This is a genomic window from Microbacterium oryzae (assembly GCF_030406385.1).
Taxonomy (GTDB): Bacteria; Actinomycetota; Actinomycetes; order Actinomycetales; family Microbacteriaceae; genus Microbacterium; species Microbacterium oryzae_A.
The window spans coordinates 142435-160949 of record NZ_JAUEPM010000002.1; the positions used below are offsets into that span (position 1 = coordinate 142435).

An 18515-nucleotide genomic window follows, 5' to 3' on the forward strand; every position below is an offset into this window, starting at 1 on the left:
GCTGAAGCAATGAACATGACAACTGATGCGCCGCAGAATGTGCGTTCTACGGCTCCGCTCGTCATCGACTCGCTGACGAAGTCGTTCGGCGACCACACGGTGCTGGGCGGGCTGAACCTGACGATCAATCCGGGGGAGTTCGTCTGCATCGTCGGCCCGTCCGGAGCTGGCAAGACGACGATGCTGCGATGCCTGTCGGGGCTCATGCTCCCGACGTCGGGCTCGGTCAGGTACGGCGACACCGCCGTCGATCGGCCGCTGTCCGAGATCGCCGTGGTGTTCCAGGACTACCGGGGATCGCTGATGCCGTGGATGCGGATCTGGGACAACGTCGCGTTTCCGCTGCAGAGCAGAGGGCTCGGCAAGGCTGAGCGCCGGGAACGTGCCGAGCGGGCTCTGGAATCCGTCGGTCTGGGCGACGTCGGCGAGAAGTACCCGTGGCAGCTCTCCGGAGGAATGCAGCAGCGGGTGGCCATCGCACGTGCGCTGGCCTACGACTCGCCCATCCTGCTCATGGACGAGCCGTTCGGCTCCGTCGACGCACAGACGCGGTTCGAGCTCGAAGACCTCATCCTGAACCTGCGCTCGTCGCTCGGGCTGACCATCGGCCTCGTGACGCATGACATCGACGAGGCCGTCTACCTCGCCGACCGGGTCGTGGTCGTCGCGGGCAAGCCGACGCGCGTCATCGACGAGGTGACCATCGGCCTGGGGCCGGTGCGCGATCAGATCTCGACGAGGGCGGACCGACGATTCGGCGAACTGCGCAGCAAGGTGCTGCGCGAGATCATGGATCCCAGATTCCTCGAGGCGGGGACAGGAGGACAGCGTGGCTGAGCGGACATCCAGCGCCATTCCCGAGTACGCGCGCGGGTACGAGGAGTTCGAGGGCTCCGTCAAGGAGACGATCTCGGAGTCCCGCCCTGCGTGGCCGGCGGAGCCGACCGCACGCGAGGGATCGCCGAACGTGATCGTCATGCTCGTCGACGACATGGGGTATGCCGACATCGGTCCCTTCGGATCCGAGATCGACACGCCCAACCTCGACCGCCTCGCCGAGCGCGGCGTGCGCATGACGAACTACCACACGACTCCCGTGTGCTCTCCGGCTCGTGCCGCGCTGCTCACCGGGATCAACCCCCACCGCGCGGGCTTCAGCACCGTCGCCGGGTTCGATCCGGGCTTTCCCGGCTCCACATTCGAGATCGCCGACGACGTCCTCACGCTCCCGGAGATCCTCAGGGGGAATGGCTATTCGACGTTCATGGTCGGCAAATGGCACCTGAGCCGAGGGTCGGCGACCAACGACGGTGCGGCGAAGGACTCCTGGCCCCTGCAGCGCGGCTTCGACCGCTACTACGGCTGCCTCGAGGGCTTCACGCCGTTCATGGCACCGAACCGGCTCATCCGGGACAACAGCCCGGTCGAGGTCGAGCGATACCCCGACGACTACTACCTGACGGACGATCTGACCGACGAGGCCATCGGCATGATTCGCTCGCTGCGCGCTCACGACGCGAAGCGGCCGTTCTTCCTCTACTTCGCCCACCATGCCATGCACGCCCCCTTCGCCGCGAAGAAGGAGGACATGGAGAAGTACCGCGGCCGATACGATGCCGGTTGGGATGAGGTGCGTGCCCGGCGGTTCGACCGGCAGCGCGAGCTCGGTGTGGTCGAGGAGGGCACGCGCCTTCCGGAGCGGAACCACGAAGGACCCGCATGGGACGTTCCGGCTTGGGATGAGGTGTCTCCCGCCGAGCAGGCGAAGACCGCGAGGATCATGGAGGTCTACGCGGCGATGGTCGACAACCTCGACCAGAATCTCGGCCGGCTCATGGACGCCCTCGAAGAGCAGGGCGAACTGGACAACACGATCATCGTGTTCACCAGCGACAACGGCGGGGCGAACGACGGCGGGCGCCTGGGCACGCGGAGCTACCTGGCGAACTTCCTCGGATTCGTGGCGGACGTCCCGGAGGACTGGACCCGCGACACGGATCTCGATCTGGACCTCATCGGCGGCCCGCAGGCCATGGTGCAGTACCCGCGCGGGTGGGCGATGGCGTCGAACACCCCGTTCCGGTTGTACAAGGGGTCCACCTTCGCCGGCGGCGTTCGCACCCCGGTCATCGTGTCGTGGCCCGAGGGGCTGCGCCGCGGTGCGGAGGACGACGGGTTCCGGCGGCAGTACGCCTACGTGACCGATCTGTCGCCGACGATCCTCGATCTGCTGGGCATCGATCGACCCGCCGAACGCTGCGGTGCGCCGGCGAAAGAGCCCGACGGGCAGAGCTTCGCACCGGTGCTCACCGACCCGGTTCACCCTGCGATCCGCACCGAGCAGTACTCGGAGTTCAGCGGCCACCGCGGGTTCTACCGCGACGGCTGGAAAGCACTCACGCTGCACCGCCCGGGCGCCCCGTACGAGGACACGGAATGGCAGCTGTTCGACACTCGCAGCGACCCCACCGAGATCGACGACATCGCCGGGGAACACCCCGGACTGGTGGCGGAACTCGCCCAGGCGTGGCAGCGGGAGGCATGGCGCAACACGGTCTTCCCCCTGGGTGACGCCTCGGGCGTCCTCACCGGCGTCCACCGCCCGTCGACGGATGCGTTCTCCGATCCGCTGACGCTCTATCCGGGAACGCCGCAGCTCGAGCGCGAGCGCTCGGCCGCCCTGATCAGCATGCGGTCGTTCGAGGTCCGCGCTGCCGTGACGGTCGGCGGCGATTCCGCGGGCGTGCTGTTCGCCCACGGCGACCAGAACGGCGGATACGTCGTGTATGTCGAGGACGGCACGGTCCACTTCGAGTACAACGAGTACGGCATCATGCACAAGGTCACCGGACCGCGGTTGGCCGAGGGAGCACACGAGGTCGTGCTGCGGGCGGAATGGCGCCCGGGCATGAAGTGGGACTTCGACCTCGCGCTCGACGGGTCGACGGAGTCGGCGACGCTGACGGGCGTGCAGATGATGATCGGGCTCGCCCCGTACACGGGTATCGACGTGGGAATCGATCGTGGCGGGCCTGTCTCGTGGTCGATGCACCAGCGCCACGGCGCCTTCCGCTTCAGCGGGAAGCTTCACCACGTGGCGTTCATCCCGGGCGAGCCCGCGGACCACAACCGAGAAGAGCACTTCCGGGCCTGGCGCGACGCTGCAGCGATGTTCGACTGACGCGACGGATGGAAGACAGCGGAAGCCCGGCAGGGGCCACGGCGGACATATCCGTCGGGAACCGTGGGACTCGTCTCATCGCCGTCGAGGAGGCCTTCAGCATCCCCGAGATCGTCGAGGCCGCGCGTGAGCAGACCGGGGGTCGGCCGTCGATGAGCTCCGGCCCCATCGCGGGGCCTCTCCTTGGGCCGCTCCTGGACCTCGGGCCCGGACGAATCGCCGCCATGGATGCGGCCGGGATCGACGTGCAGGTGCTCTCCGTCTCCGCGCCGGGGGTTCAGCATCTCCGTCCTGAGGTGGCGACGCCGCTCGCGCGGCTCGCGAACGACCGTGTTCACGAGCTCCTCTCGGCCCACCCGACGCGGTTCGCCGGCATGGCCACGCTGCCCATGCAGTCTCCGGCCGACGCAGCAGCGGAAGTCATGCGCGCGGTCGACGAGCTGGGGCTCAGCGGCGTGCTGGTCAACTCCCACACCGAGGGCCGCTACCTCGACGACCCGCGGTTCGAGCCGGTGCTCGAGGCGATCGTGAACGCCGACGTCCCGCTGTACCTTCACCCGCGGGAGCCCTCCGAGACGCTCGCCGGCGCCGGCATTCCGGGCTTCACCGTCGGATGGGCCTATGCCGTCGAGGTGGGCACGCATGTCCTGCGGATGATCAGCGCGGGAGTCTTCGACCGCTTCCCCGATCTGCGGATCATCCTGGGCCATCTCGGTGAGTCGCTTCCCCTGCTCCTGGACCGCATCGATGACCGCTACCGCTTCGAGCTCACCGCAGTCGGGGGCGCACCGTTGGAGCGCACGCCGAGCAGCTACTTCCGCGAGCACGTCTGGGTGACCACGAGCGGGATGAACTTCGCAGCTCCCGTGCGAGCTGTGGTCGACATCCTCGGCCCCGAGCGCGTGCTCTTCGCTGCGGATCACCCGATGGAGGACCAGGCTGCGGCGGCAGCCGCCTTCCGCGCACTCGACCTCAACCCGCACGAGCGCACCCTGATCTCCCACGAGAACGCCGAGCGCGTGTTCGGTCTGGCTCCGGCCGGCGCCGCGCCAGGTCACGAGAGGAACGACTGATGACACGCACCCGCCCCGAGCGTCCTGGCGCCGTCGGCCGCACGATCGCCGGTACCGAGCCCTGGTGGCCGCCGCGCCCCGGAGCAGGCCGACGGCGCCCCAATGTCATCGTGATCCTCGTGGACGACATGGGCTTCAGCGATGTGGGATGCTACGGGTCCGAGATCCCCACCCCGGCGATCGACGCCGTGGCGGAGGCCGGTACCCGGTTCACGAGCTTCCACGTGACGCCGTTGTGTTCGCCGACGCGCGCGTCTCTGCTGACCGGAATCAACCACCACCGGGCCGGCTTCGCATTTGTCGCGAACACCGATCCTGGCATGCCGAACCGGACCGCGACGTTCCCGGCAGACTGCTCGCCGCTTCCGGAGATGCTCCGCGACGGTGGATACGCCACGATGGCGGTGGGGAAATGGCATCTCGCCCCGGAAAGCGAGATGCACGACGCGGGTTCCCGCGAGATGTGGCCGTGTCAGGTCGGCTTCGACCGCTTCTACGGGTTTCTCGAGGCTTTCACCATGCCGCACAGTCCGCCGCGCCTCGTCGTCGACAACAGCGCCGTCGATACGGACAGCTATCCCGAGGGCTACCACGTGACGGATGACCTGACCGATCGGGCCGTCGAGATGATCCGCGCCGTGCGCGCCGCAGATCCGGAGAAGCCGTTCTTCCTCTACTTCGGCCATGCAGCGGTGCACGGACCGCTGCAGGCGAAGGACGAGAGCATCGCCCAGTTCGCGGACATGTACGCCGACGGCTGGTCGAGGACCGCCGAGACGCGCTTCGCCCGGCAGAAGGAGCTCGGGCTCTTCCCCCATGATCTCGTCATGGCCCACCGCGAGGAGGAGCCCGGTCGTGCCGTTCCGGACTGGGACGAGCAGACCGACGAGCAACGCGCCCTCTACGCGCGCATGATGCAGGTCTACGCCGGGATGATCCACGAGGTGGATCAGAGCACGGCACGGCTGCTCGAGGTGCTGGACGAGCTCGGCGAGCGCGAGGACACGATCATCATGTTCCTGTCCGACAACGGCGCCACGGCCGAGGGCGGGCCGCGCGGAACTCTGCAGTACACCAAGGCTCCGCCCCTCGCCCGGCGCGAGGACGACGATCTCGATCTTCCGCTCGACGAGGTCGGCGGGCCGCGGAGCATGATGCACTACCCGTCGGGGTGGGCCATGACCTCCAACACCCCGTTCCGCCTCTTCAAGGCCTCGACCCACGAGGGTGGCGTGCGCTCGCCGCTCATCGTCTCGTGGCCCGCCCAGCTGCCGTCGAACCGCATCCGCGAGGGGTACCAGTACGTCACCGACATCGCGGCCACGGTGCTCGACCTCGTCGACCTGCCCGGTCCGGGTGACCGGAACGGCCGCCCCGGACTCGAGATGGACGGCCGCAGCTTCGCCGACGCCCTGCGCGAGGTCCCCGGTGCCGAGCCGCGACGGTCCCAGCACGAGGAGGTGAGCGGTCATCGCAGCTACTACCAGGACGGATGGAAGGCGGTGACGCAGCATCCGCGCATGACGGACTTCGACGACGACCGCTGGGAGCTCTACCACCTCGACTCCGATCCGGGTGAGGTCCGCGACCTCGCCGCCGACGAGGGGGAGCGCCTCGATCGCCTGCGGACCGGGTGGGAGGATGCCGCACAGCGCAACGCCGTGTACCCCCTTGACGAGGGCTCGGGGTTGGCGAACGCCGTTCGCAATCCCGATGAGGAACGCTACAGTCGACCGCTGCGGCTCCTCCCGGGAACGCCGACAGTCGAGCGCTACCGCGCGAGCAAGCTGGTCACCGCACGTTCGTTCGAGGTCGTGGCCGATCTCGAGGTCGACGAGAGCGAAGGCGTGATATTCGCGCACGGCGGGCAGGCCGGCGGCTACGTGGTGTACGTCGAATCCGGACACGCCGTGCTCGAGTGGAACGACTTCGGCATCATGCACGTCTCCTCCCCGTGTGCTCTGCCCGAGGGCCGCACGACCATGCGTCTCGCGGTCGAGGTCGGGGCGGCGCGAGCATGCCGCGCCGAGCTCATCACGGACGGGGAGACGGCGACTGTCGGCGGACTCACCGCCTTCGGGATCTTCGCGCCCTTCAGCGGCATCGATGTCGGGATCGATCGACGCTCGCCCGTCTCGTGGGATCTGCGCTCCCGGCGCGGGACGTTCCGCTACTCCGGCGTCATCCACTCCGTCACCTATACGGCGGGCGAGCTGGCCCCCGATGCCGCTGAGCGTCGGATCGACGACATGCGCGCTGCCGCGTCGCGGTTCCAGTGAACCCGCAGGATCTCTCGAGAGGAGTCAAGATGCGTTTCGTGGACCTGTCCATGCCACTGGATGACGTGGTTCCGGTGGATCCCCCGTTTCTGCGCCCGAAGATCGACTACAAGGATCACGTCGGCGGGCTCAAGGACATGTATGCGATGTACGGCATCCTGCCCGACCAGTTGCTCGACCAGCAGGGGCTCGCGGCCGAAACCGTCACGATCACCACCCACGCCGGCACACACGTCGACGCCCCCTGGCACTACCACCCGACGATGAACAACGGCGAGCGCGCGTGGACGATCGACGAGGTGCCGCTGGACTGGTTCTTCCGGCCGGGCGTCAAGCTCGACCTCCGCCACCTGCCCAACGGGCATCTTGTCACCCCCGACGACATCGACGCCGAGCTCGAGCGCATCGGATACGAACTGCAGCCGCTGGACATCGTGCTGGCGAACACGATCGCGGCGCAGGCCTACGGGCGGGACGACTACATCGACACCGGCATCGGATTCGGGCGCGCTGCGACCCTGCATCTGACCGCGAGGGGCGTGCGCGTGGTCGGAACGGATGCGTGGGGCTGGGACGTGCCGGTCAGCATCAACCGACGGCAGTTCGAGGAGACCGGCGACCCCTCGATCGTGTGGGAGGGGCACAAGGCGGGCGCCGAGGTGGGCTATTGCCAGATCGAGAAGCTTCAGCACCTCGATCAGCTGCCGCCATCCGGATTCACCGTAGCCTGCTTCCCCACCAAGGTGCGTGGCGCGTCGGCCGGGTGGACGCGCGCGGTCGCGATATTCGCTGAATGAGCGCCCGGATGTCGTGACGCCCGCCGATGCCTGGCATCGCCACCGGACGGTGGCCGCGGGTGCCGCACGCGCCTAGCGTGATCACGGTGGGCGAAGCCGCCCCCGACGACGACGTTGAAAGAGGAATGACCATGGCCTACGTATGCAGCGCCACCTGGACCGCCCTGCCCGGCGAGGAGCAGACCGTTTGCGACGCCCTCGAGCAGCTCTCACCGGCATCCCGCGAGGAGCCCGGGAACATCTACTACCAGGCGTACCAGAGCCCGGATGAGCCCCGGATCTTCCGCATCTTCGAGGTGTACGCCGACGAGGCCGCCTTCAAGGCGCACGCCACGTACCCGCATTTCGAGCAATGGGCACTCGGGCAGGCGATTCCCGCACTCGAGACCAGGCAGCGCGACTTCTACGAGACCTTGGACTTCTGACATGGGGCGCTATGCGCGCTACGTCGGTGCGAACGGCATCGTTCACACGGGACGGGTCGGGCACGGCAAGCTTCACGACATCCCCGGCGATCCCGAGATCCTGGAGCTGTTGAACAGGCCGGCCGACGTTCGTCGGGATCTCGACGTGCGCGCCGGCCGGATGCAGAAGCTGCCGATCGAGGACGCGACCTTCGCGGCTCCGGTGCAGCCGAGGGCCATGCGGGACTTCCTGGTATTCGAGGCCCACATCGCCGGAATGAAGAAGAGCGAGCCCGGCAACGGTGCGGTTCCCGAGCAGTGGTATCAGGCGCCGGCCTTCCTGTTCATGAACCCGTGGTCGGTTCTGCCGACGGGCGCCGACGTGCCGATGCCGCCCTTCACCCGCAAGCTCGACTTCGAGCTCGAGGTGGCGATGATCGTCAAGGACACGGTGAAGGACGTCCCGATCGAAGAGGCGGCGGAGCACATCGCCGGCTTCTGCCTGCTCAACGACTGGAGCGCTCGCGACATCCAGGGCGATGAGATGCGCGTGGGACTCGGACCCTCGAAGGGCAAGGACTTCGCGAACACGCTCGGACCGTGGATCACCACCCCTGACGAGCTCGAGCAGTACCGCGAAGGAGACCGATACGCGCTCGAGATGTCCGTCGCGATCAATGGCGAGGTCATCGGCACCGACAATCTGCGCAATATGTCGTGGTCCTTCGAAGAGATGCTCGTGCATGCCTCGCGCGATGCCTGGGTGGGCGCCGGCGACGTCCTCGCGACCGGGACCGCTTCCCAAGGGGCGCTCTCGGAGCGCTGGGCCCGCAGCGGCTCCCTGACACCCCCGCCTCTCCAGGTCGGCGACGTGGTGACGATGACCGTCGAGGGGCTGGGAACGATCGAGAACCGCATCGTGGAGACGACGAGCCCCGGACACACCGTGCCGCCGGCGCGGCGGACGTACGGTCCCGACCGGCTCTGACGAACCCAGCCTGTGGGCTCATCCCTCCGGGGGCGCCGTCGTCCGTTCGACCGGGCTCGCTGTCGCGGCGAGGTCCGCGTGAAGGGCGGCGGCCAGGCGCTCTCGGAACCACCTGTGCGCCGGATCGGCGTCATGACTCTCATGCCACCACAGGTTCAGCGCGATCGGAACCGAGCCGAAGGGCGCAGGCACGCCGATCGTTCCCGTGGGAGGGCCCAGCACCTCGGCCAGCGCCCGGGGCACCACGGCGACGAGGTCGGTGCCGGCCACCACGGAGGGCAGCGGCAGAAACGACGACGTGGTCACGCGTGGCTCCCGACGGTCGACGCCGAGCTCGCGCAGGCGCCGGTCGGCGGGCGTGTAGTGCAGTCGACCGAAGCGGGCGACCGCCTGTGGCAGGGCGAGGAAGTCCTCGAACGACAGCGCGCCGTCATGCAATGCCGGGTTCGCCGCATCGACGAGGCACACGTACTCGTCCTCCAGCAGTGGCAGGTGGGGGCCGTCGATGCCGGTCCCCGGCACCGTGATCACGAAGTCGTGCGTGATGAGATCGCGCTCGCTCTCCATCGGGCGCTCCGGCAGCGGCATGAGGTCGACCTGCATGAGCGGAGCGTCGGCGAGGACGGCGGCCAACGCGGGGCGCAGCCGCATCACGCCGTAGTCGGTCACCATGATGGTGAAGGCCCGCCGAGCGGTTGTCGGCTCGGGAAGGCGCTCGCCGGTGAGCACCCGCTCGATGAGCGGCACGGTCGCCTGCACCTGCGGCAGCAGAAGCCGGGCGAACGGGGTCAGCTCATAGTCGCGCCCCACGCGCACTAGGAGCTCGTCGTTGAAGGCGACGCGCAGCCGCGACAGCGCCGAGCTCATCGACGACTGTCCCAATCGCACCCGCTGACCCGCGCGCGTGACGTTCGCCTCTTCGAGGAGCGCGCGCAGGGGGATGAGGAGATTCAGGTCGTAACCGCCGTTGGCCATGGCGGCATGCTAGCGCGCTCACCCTCGCCCTCCTGCTCTCGTCCTCGCCGCCGTGCGGAGATGATGGCAGGTATGCCGGCTGCGCCGTTACACGGAGAGGTGGAGTTCCCTAACGTGGGATCGGCGATCTGCCGTCCGTTCGCGAAGCGGCAGGGCGCACTCAGCGAAGGAGGAGCACATGGGTCGGCTTGAGGGCAAGATCGCACTGATCACGGGGATCGGCGGGGGGATGGGGCGGGATGCGGCGCGGCGCTTCGCCGCAGAAGGCGCGAAGGTCGTCGGCTGCGACATCAACGCCGAGACGCTGGACGAGACGGTTCGCATCGTGCGGGAGGAGGGCGGCGAGATCGCTGGGTTCGGTGACATCGACCTCACCGATCCCGATGTCACCGAGCGATGGGTGGCGGAGGCCGCAGACGTTTACGGCGGCATCGACATCCTCTACAACAACGCCGGGATCCAGCGGTTCGCACCGATCGACGAGCTCACCGTGGCGGACTGGGAGCTCAACCTCAAGGGTGAGCTCAGCATCGTCTTCTACGCGGTGCGTGCGGCGTGGAAGCACCTCGCGCAGCGCCGCGGCGTGATCGTGAACATCGGCTCGATCGCCGGGATCCGCGGGGTGGAATTCGCTCCCCAGAACGTGCACGGCAGCGCCAAGGCCGGCGTCATCAACCTGACCCAGCACCTCGCCGTGGAGGGCGGGCCGCTCGGCATCCGCGCGGTGTGCATCTCGCCCGGCTTCGTCGTCACTCCGGCGACGAAGTTCCTCGTCGACAACCCGCCGCCCGCCGTGGAGGCGACGTGGGGCCGCATCCCGCTGCGTCGCGTCGGCCAGACCTCCGATATCGTCAACGCGGCGGTCTTCCTCGCCTCCGACGAGGCCTCGTGGATCACCGGCATCAACCTCGTCGTCGACGGCGGAGGCTCGGTCATCGGCTGAGGTCGGGCAGGACAGCGGGTCTCCCCTGCGATCGAACCGCGATGGCTGGTATCCCCCCAGCCGCGTTTCGGCTTGTCGCGGGTGTCTCTACTGTCGGGGGTGGAAGCCGCGCCGTCGCGGCATACTCGAGCGAGGAGCCCGCCGTTGACGTCTGACACCCTCACGATTCCCCCTTTCGACGGTCGCCTCGTGCTGCCCGAACACGCGGACTGGGACGACGCCCGGGTGGGGCGTGTCTTCAACGGACGTCGACCGGATCGGCAGCCGGATGCGGTGCTGATCGCCGAGTCGGTCGAAGACGTGCAGCGCGGAGTGCGGCTGGCCGCCGAGCGGGGCTGGACGGTCGCCGTGCGCTCCGGCGGCCACGCGTGGGCCGCGTGGAGCGTGCGTGACGGCGGCCTGCTGATCGATCTCGGCGCTCTTCGGGACATCTCTTACGACGAGCAGAGCGAGATCGTCTCGGCAGGACCGGCGACCAAAGGCGGTGATGAGCTGTCGCCGTACCTCGAAGCATATGGGCGCTTCTTCAACGGTGGCCACTGCCCGTCGGTCGGCATCGGGGGATTCCTGCTGCAGGGCGGACAGGGCTGGAACCAGCGAGGCTGGGGCTGGGCCGCCGAGTCCGTGGTCGCGGTCGATGTGGTGACGGCCGACGGCGAGCTGATCCGCGCCGATTCGGAGCAGAACAGCGACCTCTTCTGGGCGGCCCGCGGCGCGGGCCCGACCTTCCCGGGCATCGTCGTGCGATTCCACATCAAGACCCGCCCGATCTTCGGCCACCTTGCTCACACGGTGCACGGGTACGAGCTCGAGGACTTCGCCGAGGTCATGCAGTGGCTGTACCGGGTGCATCACCGCGTACCCGACAACGTGGAGATCGTGGCTGTGTCCACGCCGGTGCCGCTCGAGGACGGGACCGAGCGCCGATTGCTCCTGGTGACGGCCCTGGCGTTCGGGGACGACGAGCAGCACGCTCGCGAGTCGCTCGCTGAGTTCACCGCGAGCCCGTTGCTCGACCGGGCGGTGTTCGTCCAGGACGCCTCCCCTTCGACGATGGCCGAACAGCGCGTCCAGCAGGAGCTGCAGAACCCGGAGCACTGGCACTACATCACCGACAACGCGTGGATCGACGGTGAGAACACCCCGGAGGGCATCTTGCGGATGGTCGAGCACATCCGTCCGCTCTTCACGACCAACCCCACCGAGAAGGGCTTCGCGATCTGGATGAGCAACGCTCCACGCCGGCCACTGCCCGACATGGCGTTCTCACTCCAGACCGACGCGTACGTAGCCGCCTACACCGTGTACGAGGATGCATCGGAATACGCCCGCAACAGGGCGTGGGTCAGCGAGGTGTTCGCCCACGCGCAGCCGGTCACGGCCGGACAGTACCTCGGCGACTCCGACATGACCCACCGGCAGCTCCGAGTGATGGCGCCCGAGAACTGGGTGCGGCTGCTCGAGATCATCCAGGCCCGCGATCCTGAGGGTCGCTTCCACCGCTACCTGGCGCGGGACAGCGATCGGTTGAATCACAATCACTGGGAGATCGACCAGGTCGCGGACGTTCCGGGATGAGCGCATCCGTCTCCACGCTCGAGGGCATGTTCTCCTGCGCGGGGCAGGTGGCGGTCGTCACCGGCGGTGCGACCGGGATCGGCCGCGGCTGCGCCGAGGCGCTCGCGGCCGCCGGCGCGACGGTGGTGATCGCCGGACTCGCCGCGAGCGAGCCGGAGCGCGCGGCGCAGGAGATCCGGGACGACGGCAAGACCGCGATCGGCATGGACTGCGACGTCACGGATGGCGCGTCCCTCACGACACTGGTCCAGGGCATCGTCGAACGATTCGGTCGGATCGACACGGTCCTCGCGAATGCCGGCGCGGCGCTCGACGACCCGAGCGCCCCCGATGACCTCGAGGATCTCGACCGGATGTTCGATCTGCATGTGCGTTCGGTGGTGCGCCTGTCGCAGCGCGCCCTGCCCATCATGGCCGACGGCGGCGGCGGCGCCTTCCTGGTGATGTCGAGCCTGTCGGGGCTCCGCGGCAACCGCGCCATCGGCAGCTACGGAATCACCAAGGCGGCGAACGCACAGCTCGCTCGCAACGTCGCCGTCCAGTGGGGCCCGCGAGGCATCCGATCGAACGCGCTGTCACCGGGCGTGATCGCGACCGACTTCGCCCGTCCGATCACGGGCGACCCGGATGCCGCCCGGACGCGACTCGGCAAGACGCCCCTCGGCCGCTTCGGCACACCGGCCGAGATCGGCGCGGCAGTCGTCTGGCTCGCCTCGCCCGGCGGCGCCTTCGTCAGCGGGCAGAACATCGTCATCGACGGCGGCACGCTGGCCGCGGATTGAAAGGAGATGCGGATGAACGCACGCACAGCGATCGTCAGCGGTGGTGCCCGGGGCATCGGAGATGCCATCGCCCAGCGGCTGCAGGCGCACGGGGTCGACGTCGTCAGCCTGGACATCGCGGAACCGCCGGTCCCGCGAGAGGGCGTGCTGTACGTGTCGTGCGACATCGCCGATCCCGGGGCGGTGAGCTCGGCCGTCGAGCGGGTGGCTGCGGAGCGGGGAGCGGTGAGCGTCCTCGTGCACTGCGCCGCGTTCCAGCGCACGGCTCCCTTCGTGGAGCTCCAGCCCGCCGACTGGGCGCGCACCTTCCGCGTGAACGTCGACGGCGCCTTCCACCTCCTGCAGGCGACAGTCCCCGGGATGCGCGCCGCGGGCTGGGGGCGCATCGTCCTCATCACCTCGTCGACCTACTTCACGCCGCCGGCCGGCATGAGCCACTACATCGCCAGCAAGGGTGCGCTGACGGGGCTGGTGCGCGGTCTGTCGATGGAACTGGGCGCGGACGGGATCACCGTGAACGCGGTCGCCCCCGGCCTCACGGGCACGGACAATGCGATCCGAGACATCCCGGAGTCCCACTTCGCGCTGGTGCGCGGCCGCCAGGCGATTCCCCGCACCGGCGAACCCGACGACATCGCCGCAGCGGTGGGGTTCCTCGTGTCGGACGATGCGAGCTTCATATCCGGGCAGACGGTGCTCGTGGATGGCGGTGAGAGTCGCGTCTGAGGATGCAGAGATGGTGGGTGGCCATTCCGTAGGATGGGAAGTCCGTTCCCTCCCTCGATTCGGATTCAGCGCCGTGACCGACGTCCGCAAGCTCGACCTCAACCTCGTCGTCGTGCTCGACGCGCTGCTCACCGAGCGGAACCTGACCCGCGCCGGTGAGCGCATCGCCATGACGCAGCCTGCGGTGAGCAGCTCCCTGGCCCGATTGCGGGAGTTGTTCGACGATGCGCTGTTGGAGCGGGAGGGGCGTGGCTTCGTTCTCACGCCGCGCGCCGAGTCGCTCGTTCCCATCGTCGCGGAGTGCATGACGGAGATCCATCGGACGTTCGAGGTGCTGCCGAAGTTCGACCCGCAGACGAGCACGCGTACTTTCCTGGTCTCCGCGAGCGACTACGTCCTGTCCGAGATCACCAGCCCGCTGCTGAGTCTGTTGCAGCGCGACGCGCCGCGCACACGCGTGGAGTTCACATCGCTCCAGACGCATGCGATGATCTCGCCGATCGATCTGCTCCGCTGCGACGTCAGCATCGCGGGCACGGGCAGGGGAGTGCCCGGCAAGCGCGCCTCGCTCTTCTCGGACCGCTTCGTCTGCCTGGTGGATGCGGCCAATCCGGCTCTCGAGAACGGCCGGCTGTCTCTCGAGGCGCTGAGTCGGCTGCGACACGTCAAGTCCACGTTCGGCGCGAACCCCGCCACTCACATCGACGACATGCTCAGCGCGGCCGATCTGGTCCCGTCGGTCGCCGCGACCGTGGTGGGCTTCCTGCCGGTCCCGTTCGCCATCGCCGGCACGCCGTGGGTCGGGTGGGTGCCCGAGCGCACCGCGCACCGATACGCCGCTCCGCTCGGTCTGGTGATCGCCGAGACGCCGATCGTGCCGAGCGTGCTCGTCGAGGCTGCGCACTGGCACCCGTCGAAATCGGATGACACCGCGCTCCAGTGGCTGGTGGGACGCCTCCGAGTCGCCGCCGAGCTCGTGGAATTCGGCGGGAGCTAGGAGCGGACCCGTCGCGCTTCGGCCGGTCGGCGCCGGGGCGAGGACGGCGCGAGGCGCGACGGCCCCTCCGGCCGCTCAGCCCGTGAGACCCCTCAGCGGCCAGCCGGTGTAGGCCTCGGCGAGGTAGGTGCGCCCCGCTTCGGACTCGACGACGCTGCGCAGCTCGCCGAGCTGGCGGCGGCGATCGAAGTCCGAGGCGTCGGGCGCCACGTGCAGCATGCTCGTCATCCACCACGAGAAGTGCTGGGCCTTCCAGATGCGCTGCAGGGCCGTCTCGGGGAACGCTTCGAGCAGGCGCGCATCGTTCTCGAGCAGGAGGGCGCGCAGGGCGCGCTCCAGTACCAGCACGTCCGCGACGGCGAGGTTCATGCCCTTCGCGCCCGTCGGCGGTACGGTATGCGCGGCGTCGCCGACGAGGGCGACGCGCCCGTGCAGCAGCTCGTGGGCGACGAAGCTGCGGAACCGCAGCACGTCGCGCTGGAAGATCGGGCCCTCCTGCAGCTCGGTGCCGGGAACCCGCTTCTGCAGTTCGCGCCAGAGCTCCTCTTCGGTGAGCGCATCCGGGTCGGCATCCGGTTCGCACTGGAAGTACATCCGCTGCACCGAGGGACTCCGCTGGCTGATCAGAGCGAAACCGTCAGGGGAGTTGCTGTAGATCAGTTCGTCCGCGCTCGGCGGTGCCTCGCAGAGGATCCCGAACCACGCGAACGGGTACTCGCGGAAGTAGCCGTTGCGTGAGCCCGACACGGCGGCGCGCGCCACGCTGCGCGACCCGTCGGCGCCGACGACGAACTCGGCCTCGATCACGAGCTGCTCGCCGTCGGCATCGGTCGCGATCACGCGGGGAAGAGCGGATGCCGCGTCTTCGACACGCGTGGCGGTCACGCCGAACCGCAGATCCTGGCCGGCGGTGACTCGCGCGGCGATGAGGTCTTTCAGCGCCTCGTGCTGCGGGTAGAGCCAGACCGCACGGCCGACGAGCGCTTCGAAGTCGATGCGGTGCCCCTCGCCGTCGAAGCGCAGCTCGATGCCTTCATGGCGGCTTCCCACGGTGCGCGCCCGCGAGGTGCCGAGCGTGTCGAGGATCTCGACGGTGCCCTGCTCCAGGATGCCCGCGCGGATCGTGGTCTGGATCTCTTCTCGGGAGCGCTGGTCGATGACGACTGATTCGATGCCGGCGTGGGCGAGCAGGTGGGCCAGCAGCAGGCCGGCGGGGCCGGCGCCGATGATCGCGACGCGGGTGCGGACCGTCGTGGTCATGTCATCTCCTTCGATGCGGGGGAACCATCTTCAGTGTGAGGACGGCCCGCCGCACGAAGGGATCAATTCCCGTTCAACGGGACGGCTTCTACCGATGGCGCACGAGAGCGTTCTCGATGCCCGCGGCTGCATGCCTCAGCTCCGGAAGCGCCGACTCCGGAGCAGTGCCGCGGGGCAGCACGACCGACAGAGCGGCGATCACGACGCCCGATCCCTCGCGAACCGGCACAGCGACGCCCGTCGACACGGTTTCGATGTAGCCCGGCGCCACCGCATAGCCGACGAGCCGGATCTCGCTCAGCTTCCGACGCACGTCCGTCGGGGCGACCAGCGTGGCGTCCGTGAGTCGTTGCAGCGGGGCGGAGAGCACGCGCTCTTGGAGATCACGGTCGGCGTACGACAGGAGGACCAGGCCGGAAGACGAGGCGTGGAGGGGGAGGCGCCCGGCGACGCGGGTGATGTTGGCCCCCGAATCGGCGTCGCTCAACCGCTCGAGGAACAGCGCCTCGTCCTGCTCGAGAATGGCCAGCTGCGTGTGCTCGCGGACGCGGGCCTGCACGCGCTCCATGAAGGGGAGCGCGACCTGGCGCAACCGCAGCGCGTGCGATGAGCGCGTCGCCAGCTCCCACAGCCGCATCCCGATCCGCACGCGCCGCTGATCGTCGCGTTCGAGGAGCCCGGCTTCGACGAGCTCCCCGACGATGCGGTGCGCGGACGAGCTCGGCAGTCCTGCTCGCCGTCCGATCTCGGCCGTGGTCTGCACGGTTCGCGTGGGCGTGAACGTCTCGAGGACGCGGACCAGCCTGTCGGTCACCGAGTCGCCCGAGGTGGAGTTCGCCACGGCTTCATCCTCGCAGGCCGACGAGCCGCGATCGAGCCCGTCGCCGTGGGGGTACCCTCGACCCATGGCCTCCGCGGTACCCGACCCCGCCACCCCGTGGGCGCCCCTCGCCCCCGAGTCCGTCGCCGAGATGCTCGATGAGACGACGTCGCTGTGGTGGCTCTCGGGTGGTGCCGCCCTGGACCGCTGGCTCGGTGCGCCGATCCGAGACCGGGCCAACATCGACGTGAGCACGACCTCTCCTCATCTGCCGGGGCTCCTCGGCTCGCTGCCGGCGACGCGGAGCGCGTGGGTCACGGTCGACGGCACCCCGGTGCCCTGGCAGGAGGCGCCCGACGACGTCGACCCGCACCCCGTCCTCATCCACGACGACCAGCGCCGCGCCTGGGTGCTGCAGATCGCCGTCGAGGACGGCTCCGATCGCGCATGGATCTACCGGCGCGACCCGAGGCTGCAGCTGCCATGGGACTCCGCCGTGCTCGACATGGACGGCATTCCGACCGGGGCGCCCGAAGTCCAGCTGCTCTGGAAGGCGCTCCGACCTCGCCCCGAGGATGACATCGACAAGGACGCCGTGGCTCCGCTTCTCCCCCTGGGGGCGCGGGCGTGGTGGGAGAAGGCGCTGCTGTCGATCCATCCGCACTCATCTTGGGCGATCCAGGTGCGCAGCCCCATGTTCCCTGCGAAGGCCAGCTGGAATCGCGCCAGGGATTAGGCGGGCTGGTCCCCGAGCGCCTCGCGGTATTCGTCGGAGGTGACGGCGCTGTGCACCAGGGAACGAAACCAGTGCTGGATCGGCGACAGCCCGGCTTCCCAACGGGTGTACAGCGCCACGGGGGAGCTGTGGCCGGGCCAGGGGAGCTCCGCGATCCGCAGGGCGGGGAACCAGCCGCAGAACACCTCGGCGACATGCCGGGGGAGCATCACCACAAGATCGGTCGCGACGAGGACGGCGGGGACGGTGGCGTACTCCTCGACCGTCAGTGCCACCTGGTGAGCGAGGTCGTGCTCCACAAGGGCCTGCAGGGGAAAGACATGACCACCGCGGGTCGATACCTGGACGAAGCGGCGATCCGCGAACATGTCCGGCGCCGTGGGCGGCAGCGGGGCGGCGGCCGATGACAGCGCGACGTACTCGACGGTGCGCACCGGCGTGCGCCACAACCGCGGCGTCGACATCACCGATACCGTGATCGCCACGTCGACCGCACCTCGGACGAGCTCCTCCTCGACCTGATCTGCGTCCAATCGCTCCACCCTGAGGTGCGCGGTCGCGGCCTCGCTCTCGAGCGCGGCCATGATCGGCGGAAGGAACGTCTGCTCGCCGATCGAGGTCAACCCCAAGGACAGTTGGCCGCTGAAGCTCCCGGGGTCGAACGCGTCCGATCCTCCCACTGTGGCATCGATCTGCTTCAGTGCCTCGTGAAGCGGGCCGAAAAGCTGCGTCGCACGTGCTGTCGGCACCATGACGTGACCCTCGCGCCGGAAGAGGTCGTCTTCGAAGTGCCGACGCAGCCGCGAGAGGGTGTAGCTGACGGTCGGCTGCGTCACGTGCAGCTGATCGGCGGTGGCGGTGAGGCTGCGCAGCTCGTACAGCACGACGAACGTGCGGAGCTGATTGAGATCCGCGGTCGACATCAATAGATCCCATCTATGGCGACGTACTCTCGAATCTATTGGACCACAGTCAT

At 68.8% G+C, this 18515-nt stretch carries 17 protein-coding genes; 13 read left to right on the forward strand and 4 right to left on the reverse strand.

The features are described from left to right. Positions 1-9 precede the first annotated feature (9 nt). From QWJ90_RS04645 to QWJ90_RS04675, 7 genes are all read left to right on the forward strand, one after another. Positions 10-837, forward strand: a complete 828-nt coding sequence (locus QWJ90_RS04645; protein ID WP_290106514.1) for an ABC transporter ATP-binding protein — start codon at positions 10-12, stop codon at positions 835-837. Next, the gene (locus tag QWJ90_RS04650; RefSeq protein WP_290106515.1) at positions 830-3181 is read left to right on the forward strand and encodes an arylsulfatase; all 2352 of its coding nucleotides are present in this window, start codon (positions 830-832) and stop codon (positions 3179-3181) included. Before QWJ90_RS04645 ends, QWJ90_RS04650 begins: the two co-directional genes overlap by 8 nt. Positions 3182-3333: 152 nt before the next feature. After that, positions 3334-4254, forward strand: coding sequence for an amidohydrolase family protein (locus QWJ90_RS04655; RefSeq protein WP_290106777.1), 921 nt, complete (start codon positions 3334-3336; stop codon positions 4252-4254). After that, positions 4254-6533, forward strand: coding sequence for an arylsulfatase (locus tag QWJ90_RS04660; protein WP_290106517.1), 2280 nt, complete (start codon positions 4254-4256; stop codon positions 6531-6533). The genes QWJ90_RS04655 and QWJ90_RS04660 overlap by 1 nt, the downstream gene beginning before the upstream one ends. A gap of 29 nt (positions 6534-6562) precedes the next feature. Next, positions 6563-7330: a cyclase family protein gene (locus tag QWJ90_RS04665; protein WP_290106518.1), complete on the forward strand. Its 768-nt coding sequence runs from the start codon at positions 6563-6565 to the stop codon at positions 7328-7330. Between the two features lie 86 nt (positions 7331-7416). Continuing rightward, positions 7417-7755: a putative quinol monooxygenase gene (locus QWJ90_RS04670; RefSeq protein WP_290106519.1), complete on the forward strand. Its 339-nt coding sequence runs from the start codon at positions 7417-7419 to the stop codon at positions 7753-7755. Position 7756: 1 nt separating this feature from the next. Further along, positions 7757-8722, forward strand: a complete 966-nt coding sequence (locus QWJ90_RS04675) for a fumarylacetoacetate hydrolase family protein (protein WP_290106520.1) — start codon at positions 7757-7759, stop codon at positions 8720-8722. Positions 8723-8740: 18 nt separating this feature from the next. Here the strand turns inward: QWJ90_RS04675 and QWJ90_RS04680 are convergent, their stop codons facing one another. Next, on the reverse strand, positions 8741-9697 hold the full coding sequence (locus tag QWJ90_RS04680) for a LysR family transcriptional regulator (RefSeq protein WP_290106521.1): 957 nt from the start codon (positions 9695-9697) through the stop codon (positions 8741-8743). A gap of 178 nt (positions 9698-9875) precedes the next feature. Here QWJ90_RS04680 and QWJ90_RS04685 point away from each other — a divergent pair, with 178 nt between their 5' ends. From QWJ90_RS04685 to QWJ90_RS04705, 5 genes are all read left to right on the forward strand, one after another. Continuing rightward, positions 9876-10640 (forward strand): SDR family NAD(P)-dependent oxidoreductase, encoded by a 765-nt coding sequence (locus QWJ90_RS04685; RefSeq protein ID WP_290106522.1) that lies wholly within the window; start codon positions 9876-9878, stop codon positions 10638-10640. A gap of 144 nt (positions 10641-10784) precedes the next feature. After that, entirely contained in the window at positions 10785-12218 is a 1434-nt protein-coding gene (locus QWJ90_RS04690) for an FAD-binding oxidoreductase (RefSeq protein ID WP_290106523.1), read from the forward strand. Then, positions 12215-13000, forward strand: coding sequence for an SDR family NAD(P)-dependent oxidoreductase (locus QWJ90_RS04695; RefSeq protein WP_290106524.1), 786 nt, complete (start codon positions 12215-12217; stop codon positions 12998-13000). Before QWJ90_RS04690 ends, QWJ90_RS04695 begins: the two co-directional genes overlap by 4 nt. 12 nt (positions 13001-13012) lie before the next feature. Further along, on the forward strand, positions 13013-13726 hold the full coding sequence (locus QWJ90_RS04700; protein WP_290106525.1) for an SDR family NAD(P)-dependent oxidoreductase: 714 nt from the start codon (positions 13013-13015) through the stop codon (positions 13724-13726). A gap of 73 nt (positions 13727-13799) precedes the next feature. Further along, a complete protein-coding gene (locus tag QWJ90_RS04705) occupies positions 13800-14723 on the forward strand; it encodes a LysR family transcriptional regulator (RefSeq protein WP_290106526.1) in 924 nt (307 codons plus the stop codon). Positions 14724-14798: 75 nt separating this feature from the next. Here QWJ90_RS04705 and QWJ90_RS04710 read toward each other — a convergent pair whose 3' ends face one another. Beyond that, the gene (locus QWJ90_RS04710; protein ID WP_290106527.1) at positions 14799-15983 is read right to left on the reverse strand and encodes a 4-hydroxybenzoate 3-monooxygenase; all 1185 of its coding nucleotides are present in this window, start codon (positions 15981-15983) and stop codon (positions 14799-14801) included. Between the two features lie 88 nt (positions 15984-16071). Next, positions 16072-16824, reverse strand: coding sequence for an IclR family transcriptional regulator (locus tag QWJ90_RS04715; protein ID WP_290106528.1), 753 nt, complete (start codon positions 16822-16824; stop codon positions 16072-16074). Between the two features lie 64 nt (positions 16825-16888). On the opposite strand from QWJ90_RS04715, the gene QWJ90_RS04720 reads away from it, so the two are divergent. Then, positions 16889-17539: a nucleotidyltransferase domain-containing protein gene (locus tag QWJ90_RS04720; RefSeq protein ID WP_290106529.1), complete on the forward strand. Its 651-nt coding sequence runs from the start codon at positions 16889-16891 to the stop codon at positions 17537-17539. On the opposite strand, the gene QWJ90_RS04725 is transcribed toward QWJ90_RS04720, so the two are convergent. Then, on the reverse strand, positions 17536-18462 hold the full coding sequence (locus QWJ90_RS04725) for a LysR family transcriptional regulator (protein ID WP_290106530.1): 927 nt from the start codon (positions 18460-18462) through the stop codon (positions 17536-17538). The genes QWJ90_RS04720 and QWJ90_RS04725 overlap by 4 nt on opposite strands. Positions 18463-18515 lie beyond the last annotated feature (53 nt).

Coding starts and splice junctions, on each gene's coding strand:
- QWJ90_RS04645 (WP_290106514.1), top strand. CDS start 10: ATGAACATGACAACTGATGCGCCGCAGAATGTGCGTTCTACGGCTCCG.
- QWJ90_RS04655 (WP_290106777.1), top strand. CDS start 3,334: ATGAGCTCCGGCCCCATCGCGGGGCCTCTCCTTGGGCCGCTCCTGGAC.
- QWJ90_RS04660 (WP_290106517.1), top strand. CDS start 4,254: ATGACACGCACCCGCCCCGAGCGTCCTGGCGCCGTCGGCCGCACGATC.
- QWJ90_RS04665 (WP_290106518.1), top strand. CDS start 6,563: ATGCGTTTCGTGGACCTGTCCATGCCACTGGATGACGTGGTTCCGGTG.
- QWJ90_RS04675 (WP_290106520.1), top strand. CDS start 7,757: ATGGGGCGCTATGCGCGCTACGTCGGTGCGAACGGCATCGTTCACACG.
- QWJ90_RS04680 (WP_290106521.1), bottom strand. CDS start 9,697: ATGGCCAACGGCGGTTACGACCTGAATCTCCTCATCCCCCTGCGCGCG.
- QWJ90_RS04685 (WP_290106522.1), top strand. CDS start 9,876: ATGGGTCGGCTTGAGGGCAAGATCGCACTGATCACGGGGATCGGCGGG.
- QWJ90_RS04695 (WP_290106524.1), top strand. CDS start 12,215: ATGAGCGCATCCGTCTCCACGCTCGAGGGCATGTTCTCCTGCGCGGGG.
- QWJ90_RS04700 (WP_290106525.1), top strand. CDS start 13,013: ATGAACGCACGCACAGCGATCGTCAGCGGTGGTGCCCGGGGCATCGGA.
- QWJ90_RS04710 (WP_290106527.1), bottom strand. CDS start 15,983: ATGACCACGACGGTCCGCACCCGCGTCGCGATCATCGGCGCCGGCCCC.
- QWJ90_RS04720 (WP_290106529.1), top strand. CDS start 16,889: ATGGCCTCCGCGGTACCCGACCCCGCCACCCCGTGGGCGCCCCTCGCC.
- QWJ90_RS04725 (WP_290106530.1), bottom strand. CDS start 18,462: ATGTCGACCGCGGATCTCAATCAGCTCCGCACGTTCGTCGTGCTGTAC.